The 22,724-nt window shown below is 39.1% G+C and carries 20 protein-coding genes, 1 tRNA gene and 1 pseudogene; 13 read left to right on the top strand and 9 right to left on the bottom strand.

Annotation, left to right across the window (positions count from 1 at the left end; all coding sequences use genetic code 11):
* Nucleotides 1-112 precede the first annotated feature (112 nt).
* Entirely contained in the window at nucleotides 113-361 is a 249-nt protein-coding gene (locus ACT4_RS15090; RefSeq protein WP_004880831.1) for a hypothetical protein, read from the top strand.
* A gap of 32 nt (nucleotides 362-393) precedes the next feature.
* On the opposite strand, the gene ACT4_RS15085 is transcribed toward ACT4_RS15090, so the two are convergent.
* Nucleotides 394-843 carry a MerR family transcriptional regulator gene (locus ACT4_RS15085; protein ID WP_007483587.1) on the bottom strand — a complete coding sequence of 150 codons (450 nt, stop codon included), beginning with the start codon at nucleotides 841-843 and terminating at the stop codon, nucleotides 394-396.
* 61 nt (nucleotides 844-904) lie between these two features.
* Here ACT4_RS15085 and ACT4_RS15080 point away from each other — a divergent pair, with 61 nt between their 5' ends.
* A complete protein-coding gene (locus ACT4_RS15080) occupies nucleotides 905-1,546 on the top strand; it encodes a cation transporter (protein ID WP_023012433.1) in 642 nt (213 codons plus the stop codon).
* Nucleotides 1,547-1,560: 14 nt separating this feature from the next.
* Here ACT4_RS15080 and ACT4_RS17575 read toward each other — a convergent pair whose 3' ends face one another.
* Nucleotides 1,561-1,935 carry a hypothetical protein gene (locus ACT4_RS17575; RefSeq protein ID WP_061392856.1) on the bottom strand — a complete coding sequence of 125 codons (375 nt, stop codon included), beginning with the start codon at nucleotides 1,933-1,935 and terminating at the stop codon, nucleotides 1,561-1,563.
* Nucleotides 1,936-1,957: 22 nt separating this feature from the next.
* The gene (gene rsmI / locus ACT4_RS15075; RefSeq protein WP_004880821.1) at nucleotides 1,958-2,800 is read right to left on the bottom strand and encodes a 16S rRNA (cytidine(1402)-2'-O)-methyltransferase; all 843 of its coding nucleotides are present in this window, start codon (nucleotides 2,798-2,800) and stop codon (nucleotides 1,958-1,960) included.
* Between the two features lie 16 nt (nucleotides 2,801-2,816).
* On the opposite strand from rsmI, the gene ACT4_RS15070 reads away from it, so the two are divergent.
* The 4 genes from ACT4_RS15070 to ACT4_RS15055 are packed head-to-tail and all read left to right on the top strand — an operon-like array spanning nucleotide 2,817 to nucleotide 5,826.
* On the top strand, nucleotides 2,817-3,758 hold the full coding sequence (locus ACT4_RS15070; protein WP_007483581.1) for a penicillin-binding protein activator: 942 nt from the start codon (nucleotides 2,817-2,819) through the stop codon (nucleotides 3,756-3,758).
* Nucleotides 3,759-3,764: 6 nt separating this feature from the next.
* Nucleotides 3,765-4,181 carry a YraN family protein gene (locus ACT4_RS15065; protein WP_007483580.1) on the top strand — a complete coding sequence of 139 codons (417 nt, stop codon included), beginning with the start codon at nucleotides 3,765-3,767 and terminating at the stop codon, nucleotides 4,179-4,181.
* A gap of 58 nt (nucleotides 4,182-4,239) precedes the next feature.
* A complete protein-coding gene (locus ACT4_RS15060; protein WP_004880814.1) occupies nucleotides 4,240-4,950 on the top strand; it encodes a BON domain-containing protein in 711 nt (236 codons plus the stop codon).
* Nucleotides 4,951-4,953: 3 nt separating this feature from the next.
* Entirely contained in the window at nucleotides 4,954-5,826 is an 873-nt protein-coding gene (locus ACT4_RS15055) for an alpha/beta hydrolase (protein ID WP_007483578.1), read from the top strand.
* 20 nt (nucleotides 5,827-5,846) lie between these two features.
* On the opposite strand, the gene nudC is transcribed toward ACT4_RS15055, so the two are convergent.
* The 3 genes from nudC to dnaQ all read right to left on the bottom strand — a co-directional run bounded on the left by nudC (nucleotide 5,847) and on the right by dnaQ (nucleotide 9,729).
* Nucleotides 5,847-6,599 carry an NAD(+) diphosphatase gene (gene nudC, locus ACT4_RS15050; RefSeq protein WP_007483577.1) on the bottom strand — a complete coding sequence of 251 codons (753 nt, stop codon included), beginning with the start codon at nucleotides 6,597-6,599 and terminating at the stop codon, nucleotides 5,847-5,849.
* A complete protein-coding gene (locus tag ACT4_RS15045; RefSeq protein WP_007483575.1) occupies nucleotides 6,599-8,245 on the bottom strand; it encodes a hypothetical protein in 1,647 nt (548 codons plus the stop codon). Before ACT4_RS15045 ends, nudC begins: the two co-directional genes overlap by 1 nt.
* Before the next feature lie 128 nt (nucleotides 8,246-8,373).
* Complete coding sequence (gene dnaQ, locus ACT4_RS15040) at nucleotides 8,374-9,729, bottom strand: DNA polymerase III subunit epsilon (protein WP_007483574.1); 1,356 nt, start codon at nucleotides 9,727-9,729, stop codon at nucleotides 8,374-8,376.
* Nucleotides 9,730-10,013: 284 nt separating this feature from the next.
* On the opposite strand from dnaQ, the gene ACT4_RS15035 reads away from it, so the two are divergent.
* From ACT4_RS15035 to ACT4_RS15005, 7 genes and pseudogenes are all read left to right on the top strand, one after another.
* The gene (locus tag ACT4_RS15035; RefSeq protein WP_007483572.1) at nucleotides 10,014-13,250 is read left to right on the top strand and encodes a LysM peptidoglycan-binding domain-containing protein; all 3,237 of its coding nucleotides are present in this window, start codon (nucleotides 10,014-10,016) and stop codon (nucleotides 13,248-13,250) included.
* 7 nt (nucleotides 13,251-13,257) lie between these two features.
* Nucleotides 13,258-15,099, top strand: coding sequence for an extracellular solute-binding protein (locus ACT4_RS15030; protein ID WP_007483571.1), 1,842 nt, complete (start codon nucleotides 13,258-13,260; stop codon nucleotides 15,097-15,099).
* 64 nt (nucleotides 15,100-15,163) lie between these two features.
* Nucleotides 15,164-16,233, top strand: a pseudogene (gene yejB / locus ACT4_RS15025) (microcin C ABC transporter permease YejB).
* Nucleotides 16,233-17,243 (top strand): ABC transporter permease, encoded by a 1,011-nt coding sequence (locus ACT4_RS15020; protein WP_007483564.1) that lies wholly within the window; start codon nucleotides 16,233-16,235, stop codon nucleotides 17,241-17,243. Before yejB ends, ACT4_RS15020 begins: the two are co-directional and overlap by 1 nt.
* Nucleotides 17,221-18,804, top strand: coding sequence for a dipeptide ABC transporter ATP-binding protein (locus tag ACT4_RS15015; RefSeq protein WP_007483562.1), 1,584 nt, complete (start codon nucleotides 17,221-17,223; stop codon nucleotides 18,802-18,804). Before ACT4_RS15020 ends, ACT4_RS15015 begins: the two co-directional genes overlap by 23 nt.
* A 111-nt stretch (nucleotides 18,805-18,915) precedes the next feature.
* On the top strand, nucleotides 18,916-20,160 hold the full coding sequence (locus ACT4_RS15010) for an NADH:flavin oxidoreductase/NADH oxidase family protein (protein ID WP_007483560.1): 1,245 nt from the start codon (nucleotides 18,916-18,918) through the stop codon (nucleotides 20,158-20,160).
* A 148-nt stretch (nucleotides 20,161-20,308) separates the two neighbouring features.
* Nucleotides 20,309-20,857 (top strand): DUF2726 domain-containing protein, encoded by a 549-nt coding sequence (locus tag ACT4_RS15005; RefSeq protein WP_007483558.1) that lies wholly within the window; start codon nucleotides 20,309-20,311, stop codon nucleotides 20,855-20,857.
* Between the two features lie 64 nt (nucleotides 20,858-20,921).
* Here the strand turns inward: ACT4_RS15005 and ACT4_RS15000 are convergent.
* The 3 genes from ACT4_RS15000 to pyrC form a co-directional block, all read right to left on the bottom strand.
* Nucleotides 20,922-20,997: transfer RNA gene (locus ACT4_RS15000), tRNA-Glu, on the bottom strand.
* A 19-nt stretch (nucleotides 20,998-21,016) separates the two neighbouring features.
* Entirely contained in the window at nucleotides 21,017-21,682 is a 666-nt protein-coding gene (rnt, locus tag ACT4_RS14995; protein WP_034605287.1) for a ribonuclease T, read from the bottom strand.
* Nucleotides 21,667-22,701 carry a dihydroorotase gene (gene pyrC / locus ACT4_RS14990; RefSeq protein ID WP_007483553.1) on the bottom strand — a complete coding sequence of 345 codons (1,035 nt, stop codon included), beginning with the start codon at nucleotides 22,699-22,701 and terminating at the stop codon, nucleotides 21,667-21,669. The genes rnt and pyrC overlap by 16 nt, the downstream gene beginning before the upstream one ends.
* Nucleotides 22,702-22,724: the final 23 nt, after the last annotated feature.

Raw genomic sequence — 22,724 nt, 5'->3', positions numbered from 1 at the left:
TACGATTTAACAAACATTATGCTTTGCGAAATGAGAAGAGCTTGCTAAATTTCACCAAGTTCTGATGACCAAATAGCGATGATGAGAATTTAGTCATTGTGGGGAGAGTAATATGACGGAAATGAATGATTACGACGAAAATACAGAAGATTCTGCTGTAGACGATGAAGAGGCGAAAGCAGCCGAAAGTGGTGCAGATAATGAAGAGTCTAGTGCGAATGACGCTGATCTTGCTGAAGCTGAGACATTAACCGTGACTGCAAAGCAGAAACAACGTCAAGCTTTAGAAGATGAAGTGGCTGCATTTCTTGCGCGCGGTGGACGCATTACCGAAGTGCCACCAGATGAACATCAAGATTAAGTCAAATGTCGAATAAAGACATCAAAAAAGCATCACGATTGTGGTGCTTTTTTTTGCTGATGTGATTCATGTTCACATTCATGTGGTTGATGTAATTCTTTGAGAATGCCACATTGCTCAATCGTTCTGTGTTGAGAACATTGCTGTTTAAGATGAGTTAGGTCTTGCTGTAGATGTTGAAGATTTTTAATTTTTTGAGCAACATCTTTGAGATATTGATCAACAAGTTGATCGACTTCAATACAGGTTTGACTTGGGTTTTCTGCTAAATCTTTGAGCTTTTGAATATCCTGTAAAGTAATGCCCAATTCACGACAATGTTTTAGAAATAATAATTCTGAAAGCATTTGCTCAGAATAATAACGATAATTTCCTTCTGTTCGCTTTGCCTTTTCTAATAATCCAATTTTTTCATAATATCGAATGGTATCAACAGAAACGCCTGATTTTTTAGCGAGTTGCCCAATTGTAAAATTAATCATACTTGACTCTGGAGTTACTCAAGGGTTTTTAATGACTATAAAAGATAATGTGAGAAAAGTCATGGCGGGATGTGGATGCAATACAACGACTGCACCAACACAAAAGATTAGTCCGAAATTTAGAAAGGCATTGTGGATCGCTTTGGTTCTTAATGCCGCAATGTTCTTCGTAGAAATGATCGGGGGATCTCATGCACGGTCAGTATCCTTATGGGCAGATGCACTCGATTTTGCTGGGGATGCAGCCAACTATGCTATTTCTTTGGCTGTTTTGTCGATGACGCTGTATTGGAGAGCAACAGCAGCTTTGCTAAAAGGAATTACCATGACCGCATTTGGTGTGTTTGTGATTGCAAAAGTGATCTGGTCATGGTGGTTAGGTTTAACACCTGAACCGATGTTGATGGGAGCTATTGGAGTTCTTGCATTGATTGTAAATGTCAGCGTGGCATTGTTGCTTTATGCTTTCCGTGATGGTGATTCAAACATGCGTTCGGTGTGGCTATGCAGTCGTAATGATGCGATTGCGAATATTGCAGTCATTATTGCTGCCGTTGGAGTGTTTGGTACTGGAACAATGTTCCCTGATTTATTGGTTGCTTTTATTATTGCTTATTTGGGTGTTTCTTCAGGTTTGAGTGTGATTAAACAGGCGAGAGCTGAAAGAAAAATTGATCAAAGTAAGCTTATGTCAAAAGCTTAGCAACGTTGAAAAAATTACTGGAGTCTCCGTGCGATATGATTTAGGTAGTATTCAATATCAATTTTTCTATAACCCAATAACTGACCGATTCTGCGTTCGATTGTGGGTTGAAAACCTTTTTGTAATAAAGACTGCTCTAGTATCGATAGCAATTCATTAAGATGAGATTTTGGAGCATTCTTATAAATTAAACAAAACGTTATAGTTTTATTCGCATGTTGTGTTGGGAATGTCTTCATAATCTTTTTTAAATTGTCTGAATTTAAATGGGATAAGAACTCATCTGGAACTTCCTCATAAAAAAGGGCAATAGGCTTTTCACCTGAAAGTAGTAACTCAAGTTCTCTACCTTCGTGTGGGCCTAAGGTTGGCGGAAGCTCTATTGCAATTTAAAGAGTCTCTTATGGTGTTTTAATTATCGTTTTGCGTTAATTCCAAAGCACGCTGATATGCTACTTTCTTTTTAATACCAGTCAAATCAGCAGCCAATTGCGACGCGGCTTTTACTGATAAATCTTGTAATAAGCGCTTTAACAATTCATCCAGCTTATCTTGCTCCAAGTCTTTTTCAGCAGATGCACCACCAACCACAACTACAATTTCACCTTTTTCTTGATTGTGATCATTTTCAATAAAAGTTACTAACTCTTTTAGCGTCATCTTTTTGATGGTCTCAAAGGTCTTTGTGATTTCACGAGCAAAACCAACAGGGCGGTCTTCACCAAAAACTTGAACCATATCTTGAATACAAGCCAAGATACGATGCGGTGCTTCGTAGAAAATCAATGTTTGAGTTTCATCTTTCAGTTTTTCGAGTTGGCCAATACGTTGAGATGCTTTAGATGGTAAAAAGCCTTCAAAGCTAAAACGATCACTTGGTAAACCTACAGCACTTAACGCAGCAATTGCAGCACATGCGCCTGGTACAGGAATCACTCGAATCCCATGTTGTTGTGCTGCGCGAACTAACTTAAAACCGGGGTCGCTGATTAGCGGTGTACCCGCATCACTAATTAATGCAACATTTTCACCATTTAGCATTTTTTGGAGAAGTTGATCAATTTTGTTACTTTCGTTGTGATCATGACACGCTGTTAACGGAGTTGAGATATTATAGTGCTTAAATAACTGAGCAGACTGACGAGTGTCTTCTGCGGCAACTACCGAAACCGACTTTAAAATATCAATTGCACGAAAGGTCATGTCATCTAAGTGCCCAATCGGGGTTGCTACAACAAATAATTGAGCACTCATATAAGGTAACTCCATAATGTACTTGAAAAAATATTGGTTGCTACTGTGTTTGGCAGCATCTATCAGTCCAACTTATGCGGACGTCTTGGTGATTCTACCCGAATCTGGTGCAATGGCGCGAGCTGGTGACAGCATCAAACGTGGTTTCTTGAGTGCTTATACAGCATCTGGTAGCAAAGAAAAGCTGATTTTTGTTGATTCCACAACTAATAGTATGGATAGCATTATCAAGAAAAAAACGAACAATAAGACAAAATTAATTGTTGGACCATTGGCTAGACCGCATATTGAACAAATGATGGAATTGAGTCCTAAAGTTCCTGTTTTGGCGCTCAATGATGTTAACAAAGAAGCTAATCATATGTGGCAATTTAGTTTAGCCAAACAGGATGATGCGGCTACGCTCAATCGATTGCTCAAGAAAGATAAAATTAAGAAATTATATGTTTTACGTCAGTCTGGTTTAGAGTCTGCAACTGAACTTTTTATGATGGCATTGATGACAGAGTTCGGTGATGGTATTGAGTTTATCAATGAACAACCTAAAAAATTATCTAGAAAAGAAGGTTTGCTGCTATTAGGCAATCACAATTGGATAGAGCAGTTAGGGCAATTACCCGAGCGAAATATTTACGCGACCCCGATTAGCATTGAACAAGGACGGTCAATCCCGTTAGGTTTGAGTTTTTGCGATACGCCAGCGTTGTATAATGGACAATGGGCCGATTTGATCGAAGCATATAAAGAGCAACCAGAAAATATGGCATTTCAGCGCTTACTGGCATTTGGCGGAGATGCGTGGACGATTACGGAACAATTCCTTAAACATTCAGATGATGAGCATTTTTCATTTTCAGGTCGCACAGGGCTAATAGAAATCAACAATACTAAAATACGCCGTCAGCCAGCATGTTATCAACAGCAGAAAAATGGTATTCAGACTCTCAAACTAAGTTAAAGCATTATGCAGAAAAAGAAAAATGAGCTAGGGCAATGGGCGGAACAATGCGCCCTGACTTTTTTACAAACACATCAATGTGAATATATAAGCCGAAATTATCATTCCCGATATGGTGAAATTGACTTAATTGTAAAACGAAAAAATGAGCTGATCTTTGTTGAGGTAAAGGCAAGGTCCGCAGGAAGTTATGCAGCGGCGTGTGAGGTTATAACGTCTTCTCAGAGACGTAAAATCATAAAAACAGCACAACTCTTTTTACAAGAAAACCCTGATTATTATGATTATGATTGCCGTTTTGATGTGATTTGTTTTGATTTTCCACAGAAAATTGCAAAAACAGTACAACCAGACTTTTCAAAATTGAAGTATGATCAGCAATGGATTGAACATGCGTTTACTTTAGATGAAGTCAATATCTGAACTTTTTTAAGATAAATGCCCAAGATTGAACAAGTTTGTAGATAGGGAGTCTTGCCAAGTGTTGAAACGTTTAACGATTACGTTACTTTGCGCTGCAAGTTTATCGGGATGTGCGAGTTTTATTTCAGGTGGTACAGGGACTTCTCCTGTGGGAACCAACAGCGGAGAGCGTAGTCTAGGGCAGGTTTTTATTGACTCCTCGATTAAGCGTACTGCGAACATTAATTTGTATAAATTAGATCATCGTTTTAAACAATCTCGAATCAATATCGAAAGTTTTCATAGCAATGTGTTGCTGACAGGTCAGGTGCCTGATCCGTATTTAAAACAGTTGGCTGAAGATAATGTTCGTGCGATGAGTGATGTCAAAGCAGTCCATAACTACATTACAGTTGGCGACAAAGTTGGCTATAACACGATTATGCAAGATGCAACAGTGACTGCGAATACACGTGGTTTGTTGATGAAAGCGCCCGTTGTTTCTGATAGTAAAGTGCTTGTTCATACTGAAAATGGCGTGCTTTATGTGATGGGTCGTCTAAATACTGCTGAAATAAGAGATTTAGATGATGTCTTACAAAAAGTTGGTAATGTGAGTAAAATTGTTACACTGATTGATAACATTGATCAGTCTTCTGGAACTATGGCGAGTTCGACAGCTGCAACACCTATGGTGGGAACTGCATCGACACAACCTTTAGTTGAGACTCCAGTTGCGATTGATCCTGATCAGGCTGAACCTGCGACTATTACTCCGACCACACCTTAATTTATGAAGCAACTTATTCAACAAGTACAAGAAAATGTTATACGGGCGAAAAATTTCTATCAGGAATTTCGCCTGTATGATTTAGCAAGTTATTCAATCAATTATCTAACACCCAAAGATACTTACGAAAAGGAAGAGCATCTTGCATATGGATTAAAAGCAAGAAATCGTCTTGATCTTTATCGTACTAAGAACCCGAAGAAGCAAAGACCACTGATTATTTTTGTACATGGTGGTTCATGGCAACATGGCAATAAAAGAGACTATTTGTTTATTGGGGAGTCATTCGCTCGCGAAGGCTTTGATGTTGCCGTCATTAATTATCAACTTGCACCAGAAAATATTTTTCCTGCATTCATTGATGATTTATCCCAAGCGATACATTATTTAAATCAAAATCAGAAAAAGCTTAATATTTCGACTGAGAATATTATCTTGATGGGGCACTCGGCAGGTGCTTTTAATGTCATGTCGGTTGTGTATTCAGCACAATCTCAGCCATTTAAATATACAGATAATATTAAGGCAATCGTTGGCTTAGCTGGGCCTTATCACTTTGATTATAAAGATGATCCACTGTCTGAACATGCATTTGATCAACACATTCCTTATCAGCAAGTGATGCCATATTATTTTGTAAATCCGAATAAGATTAAGCATTATTTATTAATGGCTGAAAATGATCAGTTGGTGGGTAATCACAATAGTTTTGATCTTGATAAAGCGTTAAGAGAAAAGGGTAATCATAGTCATGTCATGGTGATTCCAAAAACAGGACATATTACCATCGTTGCAACTCTAGCGAGCTTTGTAAGTCATTACTTTAAAACGAAGCGCACTATTCTGCATTTTTTAGAAGAAGCATTAGAAGATTAGATTAAAAAAAAGCATCTTATTTAAGATGCTTTTTTATTTTCTACCATTTTCGTAATCATGGCATGTGCGATACTGCCTTTGAATGGAATTTCTGGTAGTTGATCAATTTTAAAGAATTGTGCATCGCTAATTTCTTCAAGTTGCAATTCAATATCTCCAGATTCATATTCAGCATGAAAGGCGATCATTAAATTGCTTGGAAAAGGCCAAGGTTGGCTTGATAGATAGCGAACATTTTTGAGTTTTAATCCAACCTCTTCGAATGCTTCGCGTTGCACTGCTTCTTCTAAAGTTTCACCTACTTCCACAAATCCAGCAATTAAGCCGTACATATTGCTTTTGTTGTGTGCAGACTTAGCCAGCAAGATTTCATCATCGCCTTTGGTAATGATCGTAATAATGCAAGGCTGTACACGCGGATATTGATGATATGCACAAGCAGGGCAGATCATGGCATATTCACGCGGGTGGATTTCAGTAGCATGACCACAATGGCTACAGAATTTATGATTGCGACGCCATTCAAGCAATTGAATTGCTCGGCTCGCTTGTAAAAACTCTGTATTTGACCATGTTTGAATCAGTTCGCGGATGGGTACGAGTTGATACCCATCAGGAATGATTTCACCTTCTAGCAAATCACGAGCAATCACTTGATCGCTATGATGTATGGGAAGGTCACTTGCTATTTTTTCGACTTGTGGTAGTTGAAATTTTTCGTCTACTAACAGTTTTTGATGTTGAAAAATATAAGCAAGTGATAGTTGAGTCATTATGCCGCTACGCTTTGTAATTGTTGACTGTTTGATAATGCCACATCAAACATAGATTGCAATACTGGTTGCTTGTTCTTCAAGTTATCAACGAGTAAATCTAAGCCAGCAACAACATTTAGCATACAATTGATTTGCTCAGCATCGAATCCTTCATTTTGTGAAAGACGGTATTGAGCAAAATGTGCAGCACCTAATAATGCAGTCTGTTGGGCAGAACTACCTAAGAATAACGCAGCACCAGCCAATTGATTAAAATATTCTGGCAGTGATTCTAAACTATGCGCTGCTGGATCTTGAACGTATAAACTGAGTGTTTGGGTTAATGTTTCAATCAACGTCTTCGTTTCAGTTAATAGTGCTTTATGTGCTTCATCTAGTCGATCTAGAGAAATCTGCATATTATTTACACGCAGCTGTAAACGACTAGAGGTGTAGTTGCGCTCTAAAATACCAATAGAGTTCATTGAAGCAAGAATACTATTCATCAATTGTTGAACAGAGGTTGCATCAGTAAGCGTATTTGGCTGACTTAACTTTTCTGCTTGCTGAGTGAGTTCATTCGCTGCTTCATTCAGGTTGAGCACTTTGAACACATTTGAAAGCTGTTTGAGCTTTTCTTGTAATTCCTGTGTTTTCTCAGCTGACATGTTTTGGTGATTGTATTCAATTTCATTACGAATTTGAGCCATTTCATTGGTCATTAGCTGGCTAATTGTATGAATAGTTTCGTAATCAGGACCATATAGATGGCGACTCAAAACTTGTAGTTGCGTATCGCTCAATAGTTCATCGCCGATATTCAATTGTTCACGAATATGTTGTGATAAATCATCTTCTTGGCTGATACAAATACTTAGAATGTCTGCAAGATCAACAAGGTTACTTTGGAATGCCGTAGGCTGAGCCAAGAATTGACCAATATTAGTTTCAATTTTAATTAAAGTGCGCAGACGTGCTTCAGTAATTAATAAATCTTCAATATGACCTAGACCAACGCTGACAAGTTGCCAATATTGTTGGCTAGGTAAATCAGCCGCCAGACCTGCCATGTACACTGCAACCAGTTTAATACCTTGTAAATCTAAAGGTGATTCAGCTTGTTTGATCAACTTGTTCAAACATAGTTTATAGAGTTGGTGAATGTATTGTGATTGCTCAAGGCTTGGAGATTGAGGCAGATTGAAGTTCGGGGTGATGCAGTCCAGTAGTGGTTGGATGCTTTGACCTTCTTGCGTAATTGGTTTGCCCAAAGCTTTTTCTAAGCGGTTCAGCGTATCGAGTAAGAATTGTGGAACTTTAACTTCACGAAGACAAATAAACTCAATGTAACGCTTTAACATTGTTGTGCCTTCACTTAAAGCAACAACATCACCAGTATTAATTTGCTCTGGTTGAGCCATGATTTTTCTCATGAGCTCAGCTGAGTATTGGGTAATTTGCGAGAGATGTGGCATATCAATCAAGGCAAGAACTTGTGTACATTGCTCGAATTGATTGAGTGCATCATCAATACCAAAAGGGAGGGCTTGTTCTTCGGCAAGCGTATTAACTGCTGTCTCTACTAATTTAATCGAGTTGTCGATCTCATTTTTTATTATTAGTAATGCCGTTGGGTCGAAATGAATCGAGGTTTGGTAAGACATGTGACCTACACCTTTCCTAAGTTGTTATATCCATGAGCCTCCTAATTAGAGGAGGCTTAAATCTTTAATAGTTAATATAACGTAAGTTTTAAAACTTGAGATACAAAAAAACACATGGATTGGGAAATTTATTTTGCAAAAAAGCAAGGCTTTCCATGTTTTTCTTCGAATTGTTTGACCCACGTCTCATGTTGGTTGATTTCATCGTTATTCGGATAAATCACTGGTAAATCGACTTCGATTCTTTGGCGTGAGGTTTTGTTTTGACCTTCCTCTGATTCAGATAGTGCATCCATGTCAAAAGAAACCTGTCCACCTGTCATTGCAAGGTAAACATCTGCCAAAATTTCAGCATCGAGTAACGCACCATGGAAAGTACGATCTCGTGCAGGAATCTCATAACGACGCACCAGCGCATCTAATGAGTTTTTCTGTCCGGGGTGTTTGTTTTTTGCAAGGGCTAGGGTATCAGTAACGTCACATACATCTGAAAGCAAAGGCAGACCTACACGTTTAAACTCCATGTCTAAGAAGTTCATATCGAAGGTTGCATTGTGTGCAATGATTTCAGCGCCTTTTAAATATGCGAAAAGTGTATCTGCGATTTCAGCATATTTGGGTTTATCAACTAGAAATTCATCTGTAATACCGTGGACATCGACAGAATCGCCAACAGGTTTTTCTGGGTTAATATAGATATGGATCGAGCTACCTGTTAGTTTGCGATTGATCATTTCAATCGCGCCAACTTCAATAATTCGATCACTATCTTGATAATAAAAACCTGTCGTTTCAGTATCTAGAATTAGTTGGCGAGGACCCTGCAGATTAAGTTTTGCTTCAGTTATCACCACATGAGGATGCGAGTTGCTCGCTGGTATTGCATTTTCAGTAATTACGTCTGAGACATCATCATTGGATTCTTCAGCGATCACGTCTTCTAGCTCTTCCTCGATTTCTTCAGACTCAGTTCCCATATCCAAACCAAAAGGATCATTGAGTAACCAGTCTGATTCAGGCTTTTTTGTATCAGCGTTAGCCTGTGTTGTCATTTTCATTTGTTGAGCCGTTTGTTCAGCACCTTGATTTGCCAGTTGGTCAGCCATTTCATTGCCCGCATGACCAGCGTGACCTTTGATCCAATTCCATTCAATATTTCGATTGGCACAAACTGCATCTAGTTTTTGCCATAAGTCTGGGTTTTTAACATCTTTCCAGTTTTTCTTTTTCCAACCATGAATCCATTCAGTAATCCCTTGTTTCACATAGTTGGAGTCAGTCCAAATAATCAGATGAGCATCTGTTGGACAAAATGAAACACCCTCGATTGCCGCAGTGAGTTCCATACGATTGTTGGTTGTCTCAGGTTCACCACCACAAATTTTATGTTCACCTTGTTCGGTAATGATATACGCACCCCAACCACCTAATCCGGGATTGCCTTTACATGCGCCATCAACATAAAGTGTGATTGTTTGAGACATAAATGAACCTAAAAAATGAATTTGAACTGTGTTACAAGAATAAGGGCGATCGAATAAAAGCAAAGTTTTATTTGAGTGTACTCATTTAAAAGTGTAGCACTCCCTTATGACAACTTGTATTGTAAAGCTAAATTCGGTTTCTGAGCGTTACAAAACTCATATTTTTAAATTTCTTGTAACATTTCCATGCAAATCACGTTAAATTATTGCCTTGTCTAAGTGACATGCTTTACTACAATGGCAAATCGAAGAAATAAACTAGCGTGAGTTGACTGGAAGTTTTTATGTATAAATCGACCACATTGGTGTGGCAAGCATCGGCTACATCATTTTTTAAAATTACTGTACTTACTTCTGCTTTAGCTGCGCTAGGAATTACGACGGGCTGTTCATCGACGCCACAATCATCAAAGACCTCATCTTCAAAGCAAATGGGATCAGGTTATTTAGATGCAAGCAGTTTAGACTCACTTGAGGACTTACTCTCTGCTACGGACATGCGTGCTGTAGAAGGGGATCGTTTATTGGTTCTTAAACATGGTGATGTGTGGAAACGTATGACCGTTGGATTCAAGATGGACTTGAATCATTGGGATTCTCGTATTGAAGCGCAGCGTGGTTGGTTTATTTCTCGTCAACCGTATTTAGATCGTTTAAGTGCGCGTGCCAGTCGTTATTTATATCACACAGTAAAAGAAGCTGAACGCCGTGGTATGCCAACAGAGTTGGCATTGCTTCCAGTCATCGAAAGTTCTTATGATCCTGCTGCAACAAGCAGCGCAGCAGCAGCTGGTTTATGGCAGTTTATTCCAAGTACAGGCCGTATCTATGGTTTACAACAAACCAGTTTGTATGATGGTCGCCGTGATGTCGTAGAGTCAACTCGAGCCGCTTATGAATTCTTAGGTAGTCTATATAATCAGTTTGGTTCGTGGGAGCTTGCACTTGCAGCATACAATGCAGGTCCGGGTCGTATCCAACAAGCGATTAACCGCAACAAAGCAGCAGGTCTGCCAACAGATTATTGGTCACTACGCTTACCACAAGAAACCATGAACTACGTGCCTCGTTTCTTGGCTGTAGCGCAAATTATCAAAAATCCAAGTGCTTATGGGGTAGCCTTACCGCCAATTGCGAATAGACCACACTTTCGTGAAATTAATCTGTCTGCGCCTTTATCGCTTAACCAAATTGCTTCTATAACAGGTTTGAGCCGCGCAGAGTTGTATGCATTGAACCCTGCTTATCGTGGTGAGATGGTTGATCCAACAAGCCCGATGCGTATCTTGATTCCAGCAGATTTAAGTCCATCAATTGACGCTAAGTTGCGTTCAGGAAAAGCTAGCTCTGGTAGTTTCTTAGCCAGCAACAATAACCCGCCAGCGATGAACAATAATGTCAGTACATCGACAACCATTCGAACAACGACAAGCTCTAGTTCAGGTCAAACAATTACGCCATCAACCAAGACTCCACCTAATTTAACAGCGAGTACATCTCGACCAACGACAACGACGTCAAATAGTCGAATCACGACACCAAAAGGTTCGGATGCCTTAGCTTCATTTGCAGCGGCGGCTAATGTACCAAGTGCACCGCGGATTCCTGTTGCGATTACTCCTGCGCCAAATGTACAACCTGTAAAGGTTGAACCACCGATTTCGAGTAAAGAGCGTGAGGAGATTATTGCAGCCGTAAAAGAAGAGGGTAAAAAGGAAACTGTTGCTCAAGTTTTAGAACCACAAGCAACTCAAGCTGAGAAAGACCAAGTTGTTGCTGAAATTAAAGCGATTGCGCCGAAAGGAACTGAAATTGTTGATCCATTTGATGGCAAAATTAAGTTAACAGCGATTCAAACAAGTCAATCTGTTGCTGATGAAAAAGGTCAAGAAGTTACTAAAGGCTTCGCTTATCCTAAGAATTTAGTAGAAGATACTACTACAGCAAACAGTGATGACGCTAAGCGAAATCAGGGTAAACCGTATATTAAAACGGATACCGATGTCGTTGTCGTTGCGCCGAAGGGTAAACGTTCAACTTACGTTGTTCTGCCAGGAGATACATTGGCGGTTATTGCACAAAAAAATGGTGTGAACTGGCGTGACATTGCAAAGTGGAACCAAATTGATCCAACAGGCACTTTATTTGTAGGAACAAGTTTATATCTCTACGATGCAAAACCACAGCCTGAGACTGCTAAAATTGCTGAAAAACCAGAAAGCTATGTGGTGCAGTCTGGAGACAGTTTGACGACGTTAGCATCCCGTTTTGATTTAAGCTTAAAACAGTTAGCAGACTATAATAATCTTTCTGTTACGGATGGCTTATTTGTAGGTCAAAAGCTTACTTTGAAAGAGCCTAAAGGTGGTTCACAACAATCTGTACGCAATACAGACAGTAAAGTGACGAATAAAGTTGCAACTAAAACGTATACGGTGAAGCGTGGTGAATACTTAAAACTGATTGCAGATCGATATGCATTATCTAATCAAGAGTTGGCTGATCTCACTCCTAATCTAAGTGCTACAAGCAGCCTATTAGTTGGACAAAAAATTAATGTGCCTGTAAATGAAGTGAATCAAAGTGATGGCGTTTCAGACACGAAAACCTCAGTAAAATATGACAATGTTACAGCTTCTACCAGCTATAAAACAGAAAGTTATACGGTACAGCGTGGTGATACATTAACAAGTATCGCGGCACAGTCAAAAATTACTTTAGATGAGTTAGCAGATTTAAATAATATCAAGGTGAACAGTGGTTTGCGCTTTGGACAAAGTTTGAAAATCCCTGCAACAGTTAAAACTCCTGAAACTTACGTCGTTCAATCAGGTGATAGCCTGATCGCGATTGCAAATAAATACGATCTACAGTTAAGCGATTTGGCCGATCTGAATGGTTTAGAACGAAATTCTGGTGTTCGTATTGGACAGCGTTTGAAATTGACGAGTGATGCGCCAGCAAAAACAGCATCAAATAGCAAATCAAATCAGAAAGAAGAAAGTGCTCCAGATATTTATACCGTAAAGTCTGGTGACACCTTGAGCAATATTGCAAGTCGTTATTATTTACAACTTGATTATGTTGCTGCTTTAAATGGTTTGTCTCGTAACAGTAGCATCCGTGTTGGGCAAAAGCTTAAGTTGTCAGGTGATGTACCAAGCAATGAGTCTGCTAAAGCTGATGATACGAGAAGTGTTTCGAAAACAGCTTCAAGCAAAAACACTGAGAAATACACAGTTAAGTCTGGTGAATCGCTCAATAGTATTGCGAGTCGTTTAGGTATGTCTGGTCGTGAGCTAGCAGATCTAAATGGCGTACGTCCAAACACGGGCTTACAACTGGGTCAAAGTATTGTGATTCCAAAATTAGTAACTGAATACAAAGTTAAGCGTGGTGATACGTTGATTGGTTTGGCAAGTAAATTTGGTTTAGATACGAGTGCACTTGCTGAATTAAATGACTTTAAACCAAGTACTCAGTTACGAATTGGTGATGTGATTAAAGTACCAAACTTATAATTGATCTATGATTCGATCTATTCTTTATAAAAAGCTTAGTCTATTTTATGGACTAAGCTTTTTTACTCAGATTGTGTGTGCAGCTGTACAAACAACACCATATCTCGCCATGCATGTGCAGCCTAAGTATGCAAAGCTACAGGTCATGCCATATGCCAATCCACAAGCACCTAAAGGTGGGGTATTGAGTCAGGCGAGCCTTGGCACTTTTGATAATTTGAATAGTATGAATGGCAAAGGCAGCTCTACAGAAGGAGTGAATTATTTATTTGATACTTTGATGGATCGCTCTTTGGATGAGCCGAGGGTCATGTATCCATTACTCGCAGAAAAAGTGAGTTATGATCCTGATCATTTAAAGTATGTCATTTTTCATTTGAATCCCAAGGCGCGCTTTAATAATGGTCAGCCACTGACAACTGAAGACGTAAAATTTACCTTTGATACCTACCAAACCAAGGCAAATCTAGGTTTGCAAATGTATTTGTCTGATTTGGCGAGAACACAAGTATTATCTAAACATCAAGTCAAATTTATTTTTAAGTCCGACAACAATGTTGAAATGCCATTGATTGTGGCGAGCTTGCCGATCTATTCAAAACAAGATTGGATCAATAGAGATTTTAGTCGCGTGACTTTGCAGCCAATTGTGGGTTCAGGGCCTTATGTGATTGATCGAATTGATGCAGGACGAAGTATTAGTTATAAACGCAGTCCGCATTATTGGGCAAAAGATTTGGCTGTAAATAAAGGTCGCTATAATTTTGATCGACTCAAATATGTGTATTATCGAAATTTAGATGTCAGCTTTGAAGGTTTTAAGTCTCGACAATTTACCTTATACGAAGAGAAAAATATCCGTAATTGGATGACCGCTTATCATTTTCCTGCGGTGCAATCTGGTTTAATTAAAAAGTATAAAGCCCATCTTCATACGCCTTTAGATATTCAAAGTTTAGTCTTTAATACTAGGCGTGCCCCCCTAAACGACATCCATTTACGTCAGGCATTAACTTATGCCTACGACTTTGAATGGCAGAACAAGGCACTATTTTTCAATCAAAATCGTCGCTTACAAAGCTATTTTGATAATACGGATTTAGCCGCAAAAGGTCGACCAAGTGCTGCTGAGTTGAGTGTGTTAAAGCCTTATATGGCCCAACTCAATCCAATCATGCGGCAAGGTGTAGTACAGGATTGGCATTATCCTGTGTCTGATGCTAGTGGTTTTAATCGTCGAAACTTATTGACTGCACAAAAGCTTTTAAAAGATGCGGGCTATCAGATTCGAAAGAATCAGTTATACGATAGCCAAGGTAAATTGGTTCAAATTGAACTACTAATGCAGCAAGAAAATCAGCCAAGAGAGTTGATGCCATTTGTTCGTAATTTGAATCGACTTGGTATCCAAGTCAATCTAAGACAGGTAGATGTACCGCAATATATGGAGCGGATTCGTCGACATGATTTTGATATGATGGTGTTTAATATGCCTCAAACGCTTACGCCAGGTAAGGAGCAAGCACAGTTTTGGGGAAGCGTCGCGGCAGATGAAGCCAATAACTATAATTATTCAGGGATTAAAAATCCTGTGATTGATCGCATGATCGAGAAAATTGTTGCTGCAAAAAGTCGTGAAGAAGTGGTTTTATATACGCGTGTGCTCGATCGTTTATTACGTGCCGGTTACTACCAAATTTTGACTTATGGAAAGCCTGAGCGTTGGTTTGCTTATTGGAATATTTACCAGCAACCTGTGATTAAGCCAAAGTTATCCGTGGGTTGGGAATATTGGTGGGTTGACGCTGAGAAAGCCAAGAAGTTGCATCAGTCGGTTCAAAAACATTAATTAGAATGATTGTGAACAGTGTTCTAAAATTTCGATCAAATAACGTAATAAGGGATTCTCTTTAATGATGAACTATATTCTGAAAAGAATGTTATTGATGATCCCAACATTATTTTTCATTTTGTTGATCAACTTTATGATTGTTCAGGTTGCACCGGGTGGACCTGTCGAGCAAGCCATTCAGCAAATCCAGAATGCACAAGGTTTAGGTACAGATGGGAATAATAGCGCACATTTAAGTGATTTAGCACAGTATCAAGGTGCACGTGGACTCAGTCCTGAAATGCTTGAGAAAATTAAAGTACAGTATGGATTTGATCGACCCGCACATGAACGTTTTTGGTTAATGCTTAAAGGTTATTTGAGTTTTGATTTTGGAACGAGCTTTTTTAAAGATAAACCTGTCACGCAACTGCTCTATGAAAAACTCCCTGTTACGCTGTCTTTAGGGCTATGGAGTACTTTTTTAATTTATTTGATTGCGATTCCACTTGGAATTAAAAAAGCCAGAAATAATGGTTTTTATTTGATCAATCGACTTCGTTGTTACTTGCTGTGAGCTATGCCATTCCATCTTTTGTTTTTGCGATTTTACTGATTGTTTTCTTCGCAGGTGGGAGCTATTTACAGTGGTTTCCGTTACAAGGATTGGTTTCCGAAAATTTTGCTCAACTCAGTTTCTTTGCCAAAATTAAAGATTATTTATGGCATATGTGTTTGCCAATCTTAAGCATGGTTTTGGGAAGCTTTGCTGCGCGTGCTTATTTAATGAAGTATTCATTTGTTGAAGAATTAAAAAAGCCTTATGTATTAACTGCGCGATCAAAAGGGCTAAATGAACATCAAGTATTGTATGGGCATGTTTTCCGAAATGCGATTTTAATTGTGGTTGCATCCTTGCCCGAGACTTTAGTGGGGCTTTTCTTTGTCGGTAATCTGTTTATTGAAATTATTTTTAATTTAGATGGGATTGGTTTACTCGGTTTTGAGGCAATTACCCAACGGGATTATCCTGTGGTTTTTGGAACCTTGTTTATCTTTACCTTGTTTGGACTCATTTTAAGATTAATTGGAGATTTACTCTATCAATTGATTGATCCTCGGATTGATTTTGAGTCAAGAGGTGGAAAGTGATGTCACCATTGATGCGCGGACGACTACAACGTTTTAAACAGAACAAACTTGGTTTTGGCTGTTTTATTGTATTTATCGTGATTTTTGTCCTGTCACTTACCGCTGAGCTGATTGCAAATGACAAGCCATTACTGGTGCGCTATCAACAATCTTTTTATTTTCCAATTCTTCAAGATTATCCTGAAACGACCTTTGGTGGTGAGTTTGAAACAACGACAGACTATCAAGATACTGTGGTTAAACAGCTTATCCAAGCGCAGGGGTGGATGATTTCTCCTCCAGTTGGATTTGCCTATCAAACACCAAATTTATCATTGGCAGTGCCTGTTCCATCACCGCCGACGGCACAAAATTGGTTGGGCACGGATGACCAAGGTCGTGATGTCTTTGCACGTATTTTGTATGGTTTACGCATTTCTCTTTTATTTGGTTTGGCTTTAACGCTGTGTTCTACGGTATTCGGAATCATTGTAGGGGCAATTCAAGGTTATTACGGTGGTTGGATTGATTTGATCGGTCAACGTATTTTGGAAGTTTGGGGCGGTTTACCCATGCTTTTCATTGTGATGATTCTGGTCAGCTTCTTTAGTCCAAGTGTGTATTGGTTATTTGTAATTATGCTGCTGTTTGGCTGGACTGAGTTGGTAGGCTTGGTTCGTGCTGAGTTTTTACGTGCACGTTATTTAGATTATGTGCGTGCTGCACAAGCATTAGGACTTCGAGATCATCAAATTATTTTCAAACATATATTACCGAATGCAGTAAGTTCCAGTTTATCGCAAATTCCATTTATGTTGACGGCTAATATTGTGGCTTTAACTGCATTAGATTTTTTGGGTTATGGCTTACCACTAGATGCAGCATCATTGGGTGAATTATTATTACAAGGCAAAAATAATTTAGATGCGCCGTGGTTGGTGCTATCAGGATTTTTTAGCTTAGCACTGGTACTTTCTTTATTAATTTATATTGGGGAGGCTGCACGTGATGCATTTGACCCAAGACAATAATCAGGCTGTATTGAAAGTAGAAAAACTTAGTATTTGCAAAGAGTTAGGACAGCCACTCGTGAGTGATCTTAGCTTTGATCTGTTTCCTGCAAAAACACTTGCGCTTGTTGGTGAAAGTGGTTCAGGTAAATCCGTAAGCATGTTGGCTTTGTTGGGGTTATTTCCTCAAACATTGAGCATCAGTGGTTCAGTGCAACTTGAGGGCGCTGATTTATATCAATTGAATAGCATGCAATTACAGCAGATACGTGGCAAAAAAATTGCGATGATTTTTCAAGAGCCGATGACAGCACTGAATCCATTACATCAAGTTGAAAAAATTGTAGGTGAAAGCTTGATCTTAGCGGGTCAATCTAAAGCTGAAGCTCGACAAAAAGTACTGTGTTTATTGCAAGATGTTGGGATAGAAAACGCAGAACAAATTTTAAAACGTTATCCACATGAGCTGTCAGGTGGGCAACGCCAGCGTGTGATGATTGCGATGGCATTAGCATTAGCACCAGATATTTTAATTGCTGATGAGCCGACAACCGCTTTGGATGTGATGCTGCAAGCTCAAATTCTTGATCTGTTAAAGCAAATCCAACAGCAACGTCAAATGTGCATGATTTTGATTAGCCATGATCTAAATTTGGTGAAACGATATGCCGATCATGTTCTGGTCTTAAATCAAGGTCATACAGCAGAGCAGGGCACAGTTGAAGAAATTTTTACCCATCCTAAAACTGCGTATACCCGTCATTTGCTGGAGCATGATTTTGGGGATGCTCTAAGTTTAGATGTGACTGAAATGTTATTGGCTTTAAACCATGTCTCAGTAAAATATCCAATCAAACGTGGCTTGTTTAATCAAATTAAAAGTTTTCAGCTCGCTGTGGATTCTATCAACTTAGACCTTATGCAAGGAAAAGCACTCGGAATCGTAGGGGAAAGTGGATCAGGAAAATCGTCTTTGGCTTTAGCGATTGCACGATTAATCAAAAGTGAAGGTGAAATCCATTTTGAGAAGATTCAACTCAATCAATTAAACCAAAATCAATTACGTTCTATCCGAACTGACTTACAAATTGTATTTCAGGATCCTATGAGTAGTTTGAACCCAAGGATGAATGTTGAGCAGCTTATTGCGGAAGGATTAAATTTGCGTGCGATTGAGAAATCGCAGATCGCGTTAGAAATTGAACAAGTTTTAGAAAAAGTAGAATTGTCTGTTGAGGATAAACATAAATATCCACATGAACTTTCTGGTGGGCAACGACAGCGCGTTGCATTGGCTCGAGCTTTGGTTTTACAGCCTAAACTCATCATTTTAGATGAACCCACATCAGCACTTGATCGGTCGACGCAAAGGGCTATGATTCAACTGCTACGTCGGTTACAACAACAAGATAAAATGAGTTATGTGTTTATTAGTCATGACTTACAAGTCATTAAAGCGCTTTGTCAAAAAATAATGGTAATGCGGCATGGCAAAGTATTGGAATATCAAGACACGGCATTGTTATTTTCATCTCCTCAAACTGAATATACGCGCCAGCTGATTTCTGCTAGCGAATATTAGCATTGTAATTAAATTGACATATGTTATTGTCAATTTATCGGAAGATATCTTGACACCAACAATAATCAGATTAAATTAGAGTAAATACTCTAATTATAGCAGAGGATGACCATGAGTCAGATTGCAGACAGTATCCAAATTCGCAATACCATTTTTAAAAATCGCATTATCAAAGGAGCAATGAGTGAGGCGCTCGCCAATCACGAAGGGCAGCCAAATGAATTGCATATTGGTTTGTATGAAGCTTGGGCAAAAGGTGGCTTGGGCTGTGCGATCACAGGCAATGTCATGGTGAATATTGCTGCTAAAAATGAACCTGGTGTGGTTGCGATTGAAACCGAACGTGATTTAGCTAAATTGCAACAATGGGCAGCAGTTGGTAAGAAATACGGTATGGTGCAACTTATTCAGTTGTCTCATCCTGGACGCCAATGCCCGAAAGGGTTAAACAAAGAAACGGTCGCACCATCTGCTGTCCCTTTTAGTCCAATGCTTGCAACCATGTTTGGTACACCGCGTGAGCTAACACATGATGAAATCCTCGATATTATCCAACGTTTTGCAACAGCCGCAGCCGTTTGTGAAAAGGCAGGATTTGAAGGTGTCCAGTTACATGGTGCGCATGGTTATTTGATCAGCCAATTTTTGTCACCATTGACCAATAAGCGTACTGATCAATGGGGTGGTTCAATTGAAAATCGTACGCGGTTTTTATTGGAAATTTATAAATCAGTTCGTGCTGCAACCTCAGAAAACTTTATCATTTCAGTCAAATTAAACTCTGCTGATTTCCAACGTGGTGGAATCACTGAAGATGATGTGATTACAGTGTTTAAAACCATTGATGAGGCAGGGATTGATATTATTGAAATCTCTGGTGGTACGTATGAAGCACCTGCAATGGCTGGAGCAAAGGCCGAGTCACGTAAGGCAAGTACGATTGCACGAGAAGCGTATTTCCTTGAGTTCGCTGAAAAGATTCGTCAGCATGTATCATGCAAATTGATGGTGACAGGCGGCTTCCGTACTGTTGCTGGTATGAATGCCGCACTTGAAAGTGGGGCATGTGATTTCATTGGTATTGCGCGACCGCTTGCTGTTGAAACAGATTTAACTAATCGTTTAATCGCAGGCAATGATGTACGTTATGCAGTGAACCAGATTAAAACAGGAATTCCTTTTGTTGATAAAATGGCAATCATGGAAATCATTTGGTATGCGGCACAATTTAAGGCGATTGGTCAGGGCAAGAAACCAAATCCAAAATTATCACCTCTAATTGTGTTCTTAAATTATGCGAAAGGAAATATTAAAGCGGTTGTCAAAGGGCGTGTTAATTCTCGAAAATCAGCATAATATTTTAAGGACGCTTCGGCGTCCTTTTTATTTCGAATAAAAATAAAAAATCACTCATACACATATAGAATATGTTGCTGATAAAGTCGTTTGAGCTTAGAGTTTCAATAACTTCATTTACAATAATTTTTATAAGTAGGGGAAATAGATGACCATGATTATTATTTTGATTGCTGTTTTTGCAGTCATTTTATTCTTTTTAGCGAATGCGAATAAGGCTAAAGGTGGTAGAGGTGAGCGCAACCCAATCAAAGGTAAACGTATCATCACAATGAATGAACAACCAACCTTTTTAAGATTACGAGAAGCTTTGCCTGAGCATATCATTTTAGCACAAGTTGCTTTTAGTGCATTTATGACAGCAAAAGGATATGCAACACGTAATTTATTTAATCGTAAAATTGCTGATTTTGTTGTCTTAGATAAACAATTTAATGTAGTTGCGATTGTTGAACTCGATGATGCTTCACATAAGGGCAAAGAGGAAAAAGATGCTGACCGAGATGCATTAATTGTTGAGGCTGGTTATCGTGTGATCCGTTATAAAAGAACGCCTGACCTAGAGCAAGTACAAAAAGATTTTGGAATTATTAAAGTTGCTGAACTCGTTGAAGCACCTTTAATTGAACCAAAAACACATTTAGTATCAGATGCATTTATTGTTGAAACGGATACTAATGAGCAAAAAATATCTTAAATTTTATTTTGATACTTAAAATAAAAAAGCCACTGTCTGAAAGATGCAGTGGCTTTTTTGAATTTGGCGTCCCTACGGGGATTCGAACCCCGGTTACCGCCGTGAAAGGGCGATGTCCTAGGCCTCTAGACGATAGGGACTTCTTGAGGTGGGTGTATATTAGGGTTCTGTCACCAAAGTGTCAAGAAGGTGAGGAGACAGTTTGTTCAAAATATAGCAAAACAGTTCAGCTGTCTTCTGAGTATCATACAAAGCAGAGTGCGCTTCTTTACCATCGAACTCAATACCAGCTTGAATACATGCACGAGCTAATACGGTTTGACCAAACATCACTGCACTCAGCGTCACTGTATCAAAGACTGAAAAGCTGTGAAATGGATTCTGATTTTTTGTGCCAGAACGTGCAATCGCAGCTTGTAAGAAACCCAAGTCAAAGTGAGCATTATGACCCACTAAGACCGCATGAGTACAATGCTGGGCCTTACGAACTTCATTCAATGACTTAAATATACGACGTAATGCTGTTCGCTCATCTTCAGCCATTGCGATTCGCATTGGGTTAGATGGATCGATACCAATAAAATCTAAAGACCGACGATCTAAATTTGCGCCTTCAAATGGATTGATATGTGCATGGAATGATGGACCTGGAACAAATTGTCCATGTTCATCATAGACAATCGGAATACAAGCAATTTCGAGTAAAGCATCGGTTTGCGAATTGAAACCTGCTGTTTCAACATCGACAACAACAGGTAAAAATCCACGAAAACGCTGGCTAATGACAGGAGCTTTGTTTTCTTCTTGGGTCACACTTTTCTCCATTGCAGTGTTTTACCTGCATGAAGTGGAATAATTTTTTGACCATCAAGATAGTCAAGCGACTCAGCTACGGTATTATCTTCTTTAACTAAAGTAATTGTAGACGTATTATGTGGTAAACCATAGAAATCTGCACCAAACATGCTTGCAAAACCTTCTAAGCGTTCAATTTTACCCACTTGATCAAATGCTTGTGCATAAAGCTCAATTGCATTTGGTGCGCTATAACAGCCTGCACAACCACATGCATTTTCTTTGGCATTTTGAGAGTGTGGTGCACTATCAGTACCCAAGAAGAATTTTGGATTACCACTTGTTGCAACTTCTAACAACGTCGTTTGATGCGTTTGACGTTTTAAAATTGGCAGGCAGTAGAAATGCGGTTTAACACCACCGACCAATAAATCATTACGATTGAAAAGTAAATGTTGCGGTGTGATTGTTGCAGCAACATTACGATCTTGTTCAAGAACAAAGTTAGCTGCGTCGCTGGTTGTAATATGTTCTAAAACAACTTTTAGTTTTGGAAATTGCTTTAACAGTGGAGATAAAATTTCATCAAGGAAGCGTTTTTCACGATCGAAAATATCGACATGATTATGAGTGACTTCACCATGTAAGAGTAATGGAACTTGATGTTCTTCTAATTGTTCGATGACGGCATATACTTTACGAATATCACTCACGCCATTATCCGAATTGGTTGTTGCGCCAGCAGGATAAAGTTTGATGGCATTAACAAATTCAGATTCTTTAATTTTACGAACTTCATCAGGTGAGGTGAAGTCAGTAAAGTAAAGTACCATGCGCGGATCGAAATGAAGACCTTCAGGTACGTGAGTTAGAATACGTTCACGGTAAGCTAAAGCTTCTTCTACCGTTTTTACAGGTGGAACTAGATTTGGCATACAGATTGCGCGCGCAAATTGTTTAGCTAAATCAGGTACAGTACGCTCTAAGGCTAAACCATCACGCAGGTGGGCGTGCCAATCATCTGGTTGTAAAAGGGTAATCGTGTTCAAGGTGCACTTCAAACTTAAAAATA

The organism is Acinetobacter sp. NBRC 100985 (assembly GCF_000241225.1).
GTDB classification, from domain to species: domain Bacteria; phylum Pseudomonadota; class Gammaproteobacteria; order Pseudomonadales; family Moraxellaceae; genus Acinetobacter; species Acinetobacter venetianus.
This window is presented reverse-complemented; position numbering and strand designations above follow the sequence as displayed.

What these genes read in the sequence shown, in the direction of transcription:
- ACT4_RS15090 (WP_004880831.1), top strand. Translation starts at nt 113, where the DNA reads ATGACGGAAATGAATGATTACGACGAAAATACAGAAGATTCTGCTGTA.
- ACT4_RS15085 (WP_007483587.1), bottom strand. Translation starts at nt 843, where the DNA reads ATGATTAATTTTACAATTGGGCAACTCGCTAAAAAATCAGGCGTTTCT.
- ACT4_RS15080 (WP_023012433.1), top strand. Translation starts at nt 905, where the DNA reads ATGGCGGGATGTGGATGCAATACAACGACTGCACCAACACAAAAGATT.
- rsmI (WP_004880821.1), bottom strand. Translation starts at nt 2,800, where the DNA reads ATGAGTGCTCAATTATTTGTTGTAGCAACCCCGATTGGGCACTTAGAT.
- ACT4_RS15070 (WP_007483581.1), top strand. Translation starts at nt 2,817, where the DNA reads ATGTACTTGAAAAAATATTGGTTGCTACTGTGTTTGGCAGCATCTATC.
- ACT4_RS15065 (WP_007483580.1), top strand. Translation starts at nt 3,765, where the DNA reads ATGCAGAAAAAGAAAAATGAGCTAGGGCAATGGGCGGAACAATGCGCC.
- ACT4_RS15055 (WP_007483578.1), top strand. Translation starts at nt 4,954, where the DNA reads ATGAAGCAACTTATTCAACAAGTACAAGAAAATGTTATACGGGCGAAA.
- nudC (WP_007483577.1), bottom strand. Translation starts at nt 6,599, where the DNA reads ATGACTCAACTATCACTTGCTTATATTTTTCAACATCAAAAACTGTTA.
- ACT4_RS15045 (WP_007483575.1), bottom strand. Translation starts at nt 8,245, where the DNA reads ATGTCTTACCAAACCTCGATTCATTTCGACCCAACGGCATTACTAATA.
- dnaQ (WP_007483574.1), bottom strand. Translation starts at nt 9,729, where the DNA reads ATGTCTCAAACAATCACACTTTATGTTGATGGCGCATGTAAAGGCAAT.
- ACT4_RS15035 (WP_007483572.1), top strand. Translation starts at nt 10,014, where the DNA reads ATGTATAAATCGACCACATTGGTGTGGCAAGCATCGGCTACATCATTT.
- ACT4_RS15030 (WP_007483571.1), top strand. Translation starts at nt 13,258, where the DNA reads ATGATTCGATCTATTCTTTATAAAAAGCTTAGTCTATTTTATGGACTA.
- ACT4_RS15020 (WP_007483564.1), top strand. Translation starts at nt 16,233, where the DNA reads ATGTCACCATTGATGCGCGGACGACTACAACGTTTTAAACAGAACAAA.
- ACT4_RS15015 (WP_007483562.1), top strand. Translation starts at nt 17,221, where the DNA reads ATGCATTTGACCCAAGACAATAATCAGGCTGTATTGAAAGTAGAAAAA.
- ACT4_RS15010 (WP_007483560.1), top strand. Translation starts at nt 18,916, where the DNA reads ATGAGTCAGATTGCAGACAGTATCCAAATTCGCAATACCATTTTTAAA.
- ACT4_RS15005 (WP_007483558.1), top strand. Translation starts at nt 20,309, where the DNA reads ATGACCATGATTATTATTTTGATTGCTGTTTTTGCAGTCATTTTATTC.
- rnt (WP_034605287.1), bottom strand. Translation starts at nt 21,682, where the DNA reads ATGGAGAAAAGTGTGACCCAAGAAGAAAACAAAGCTCCTGTCATTAGC.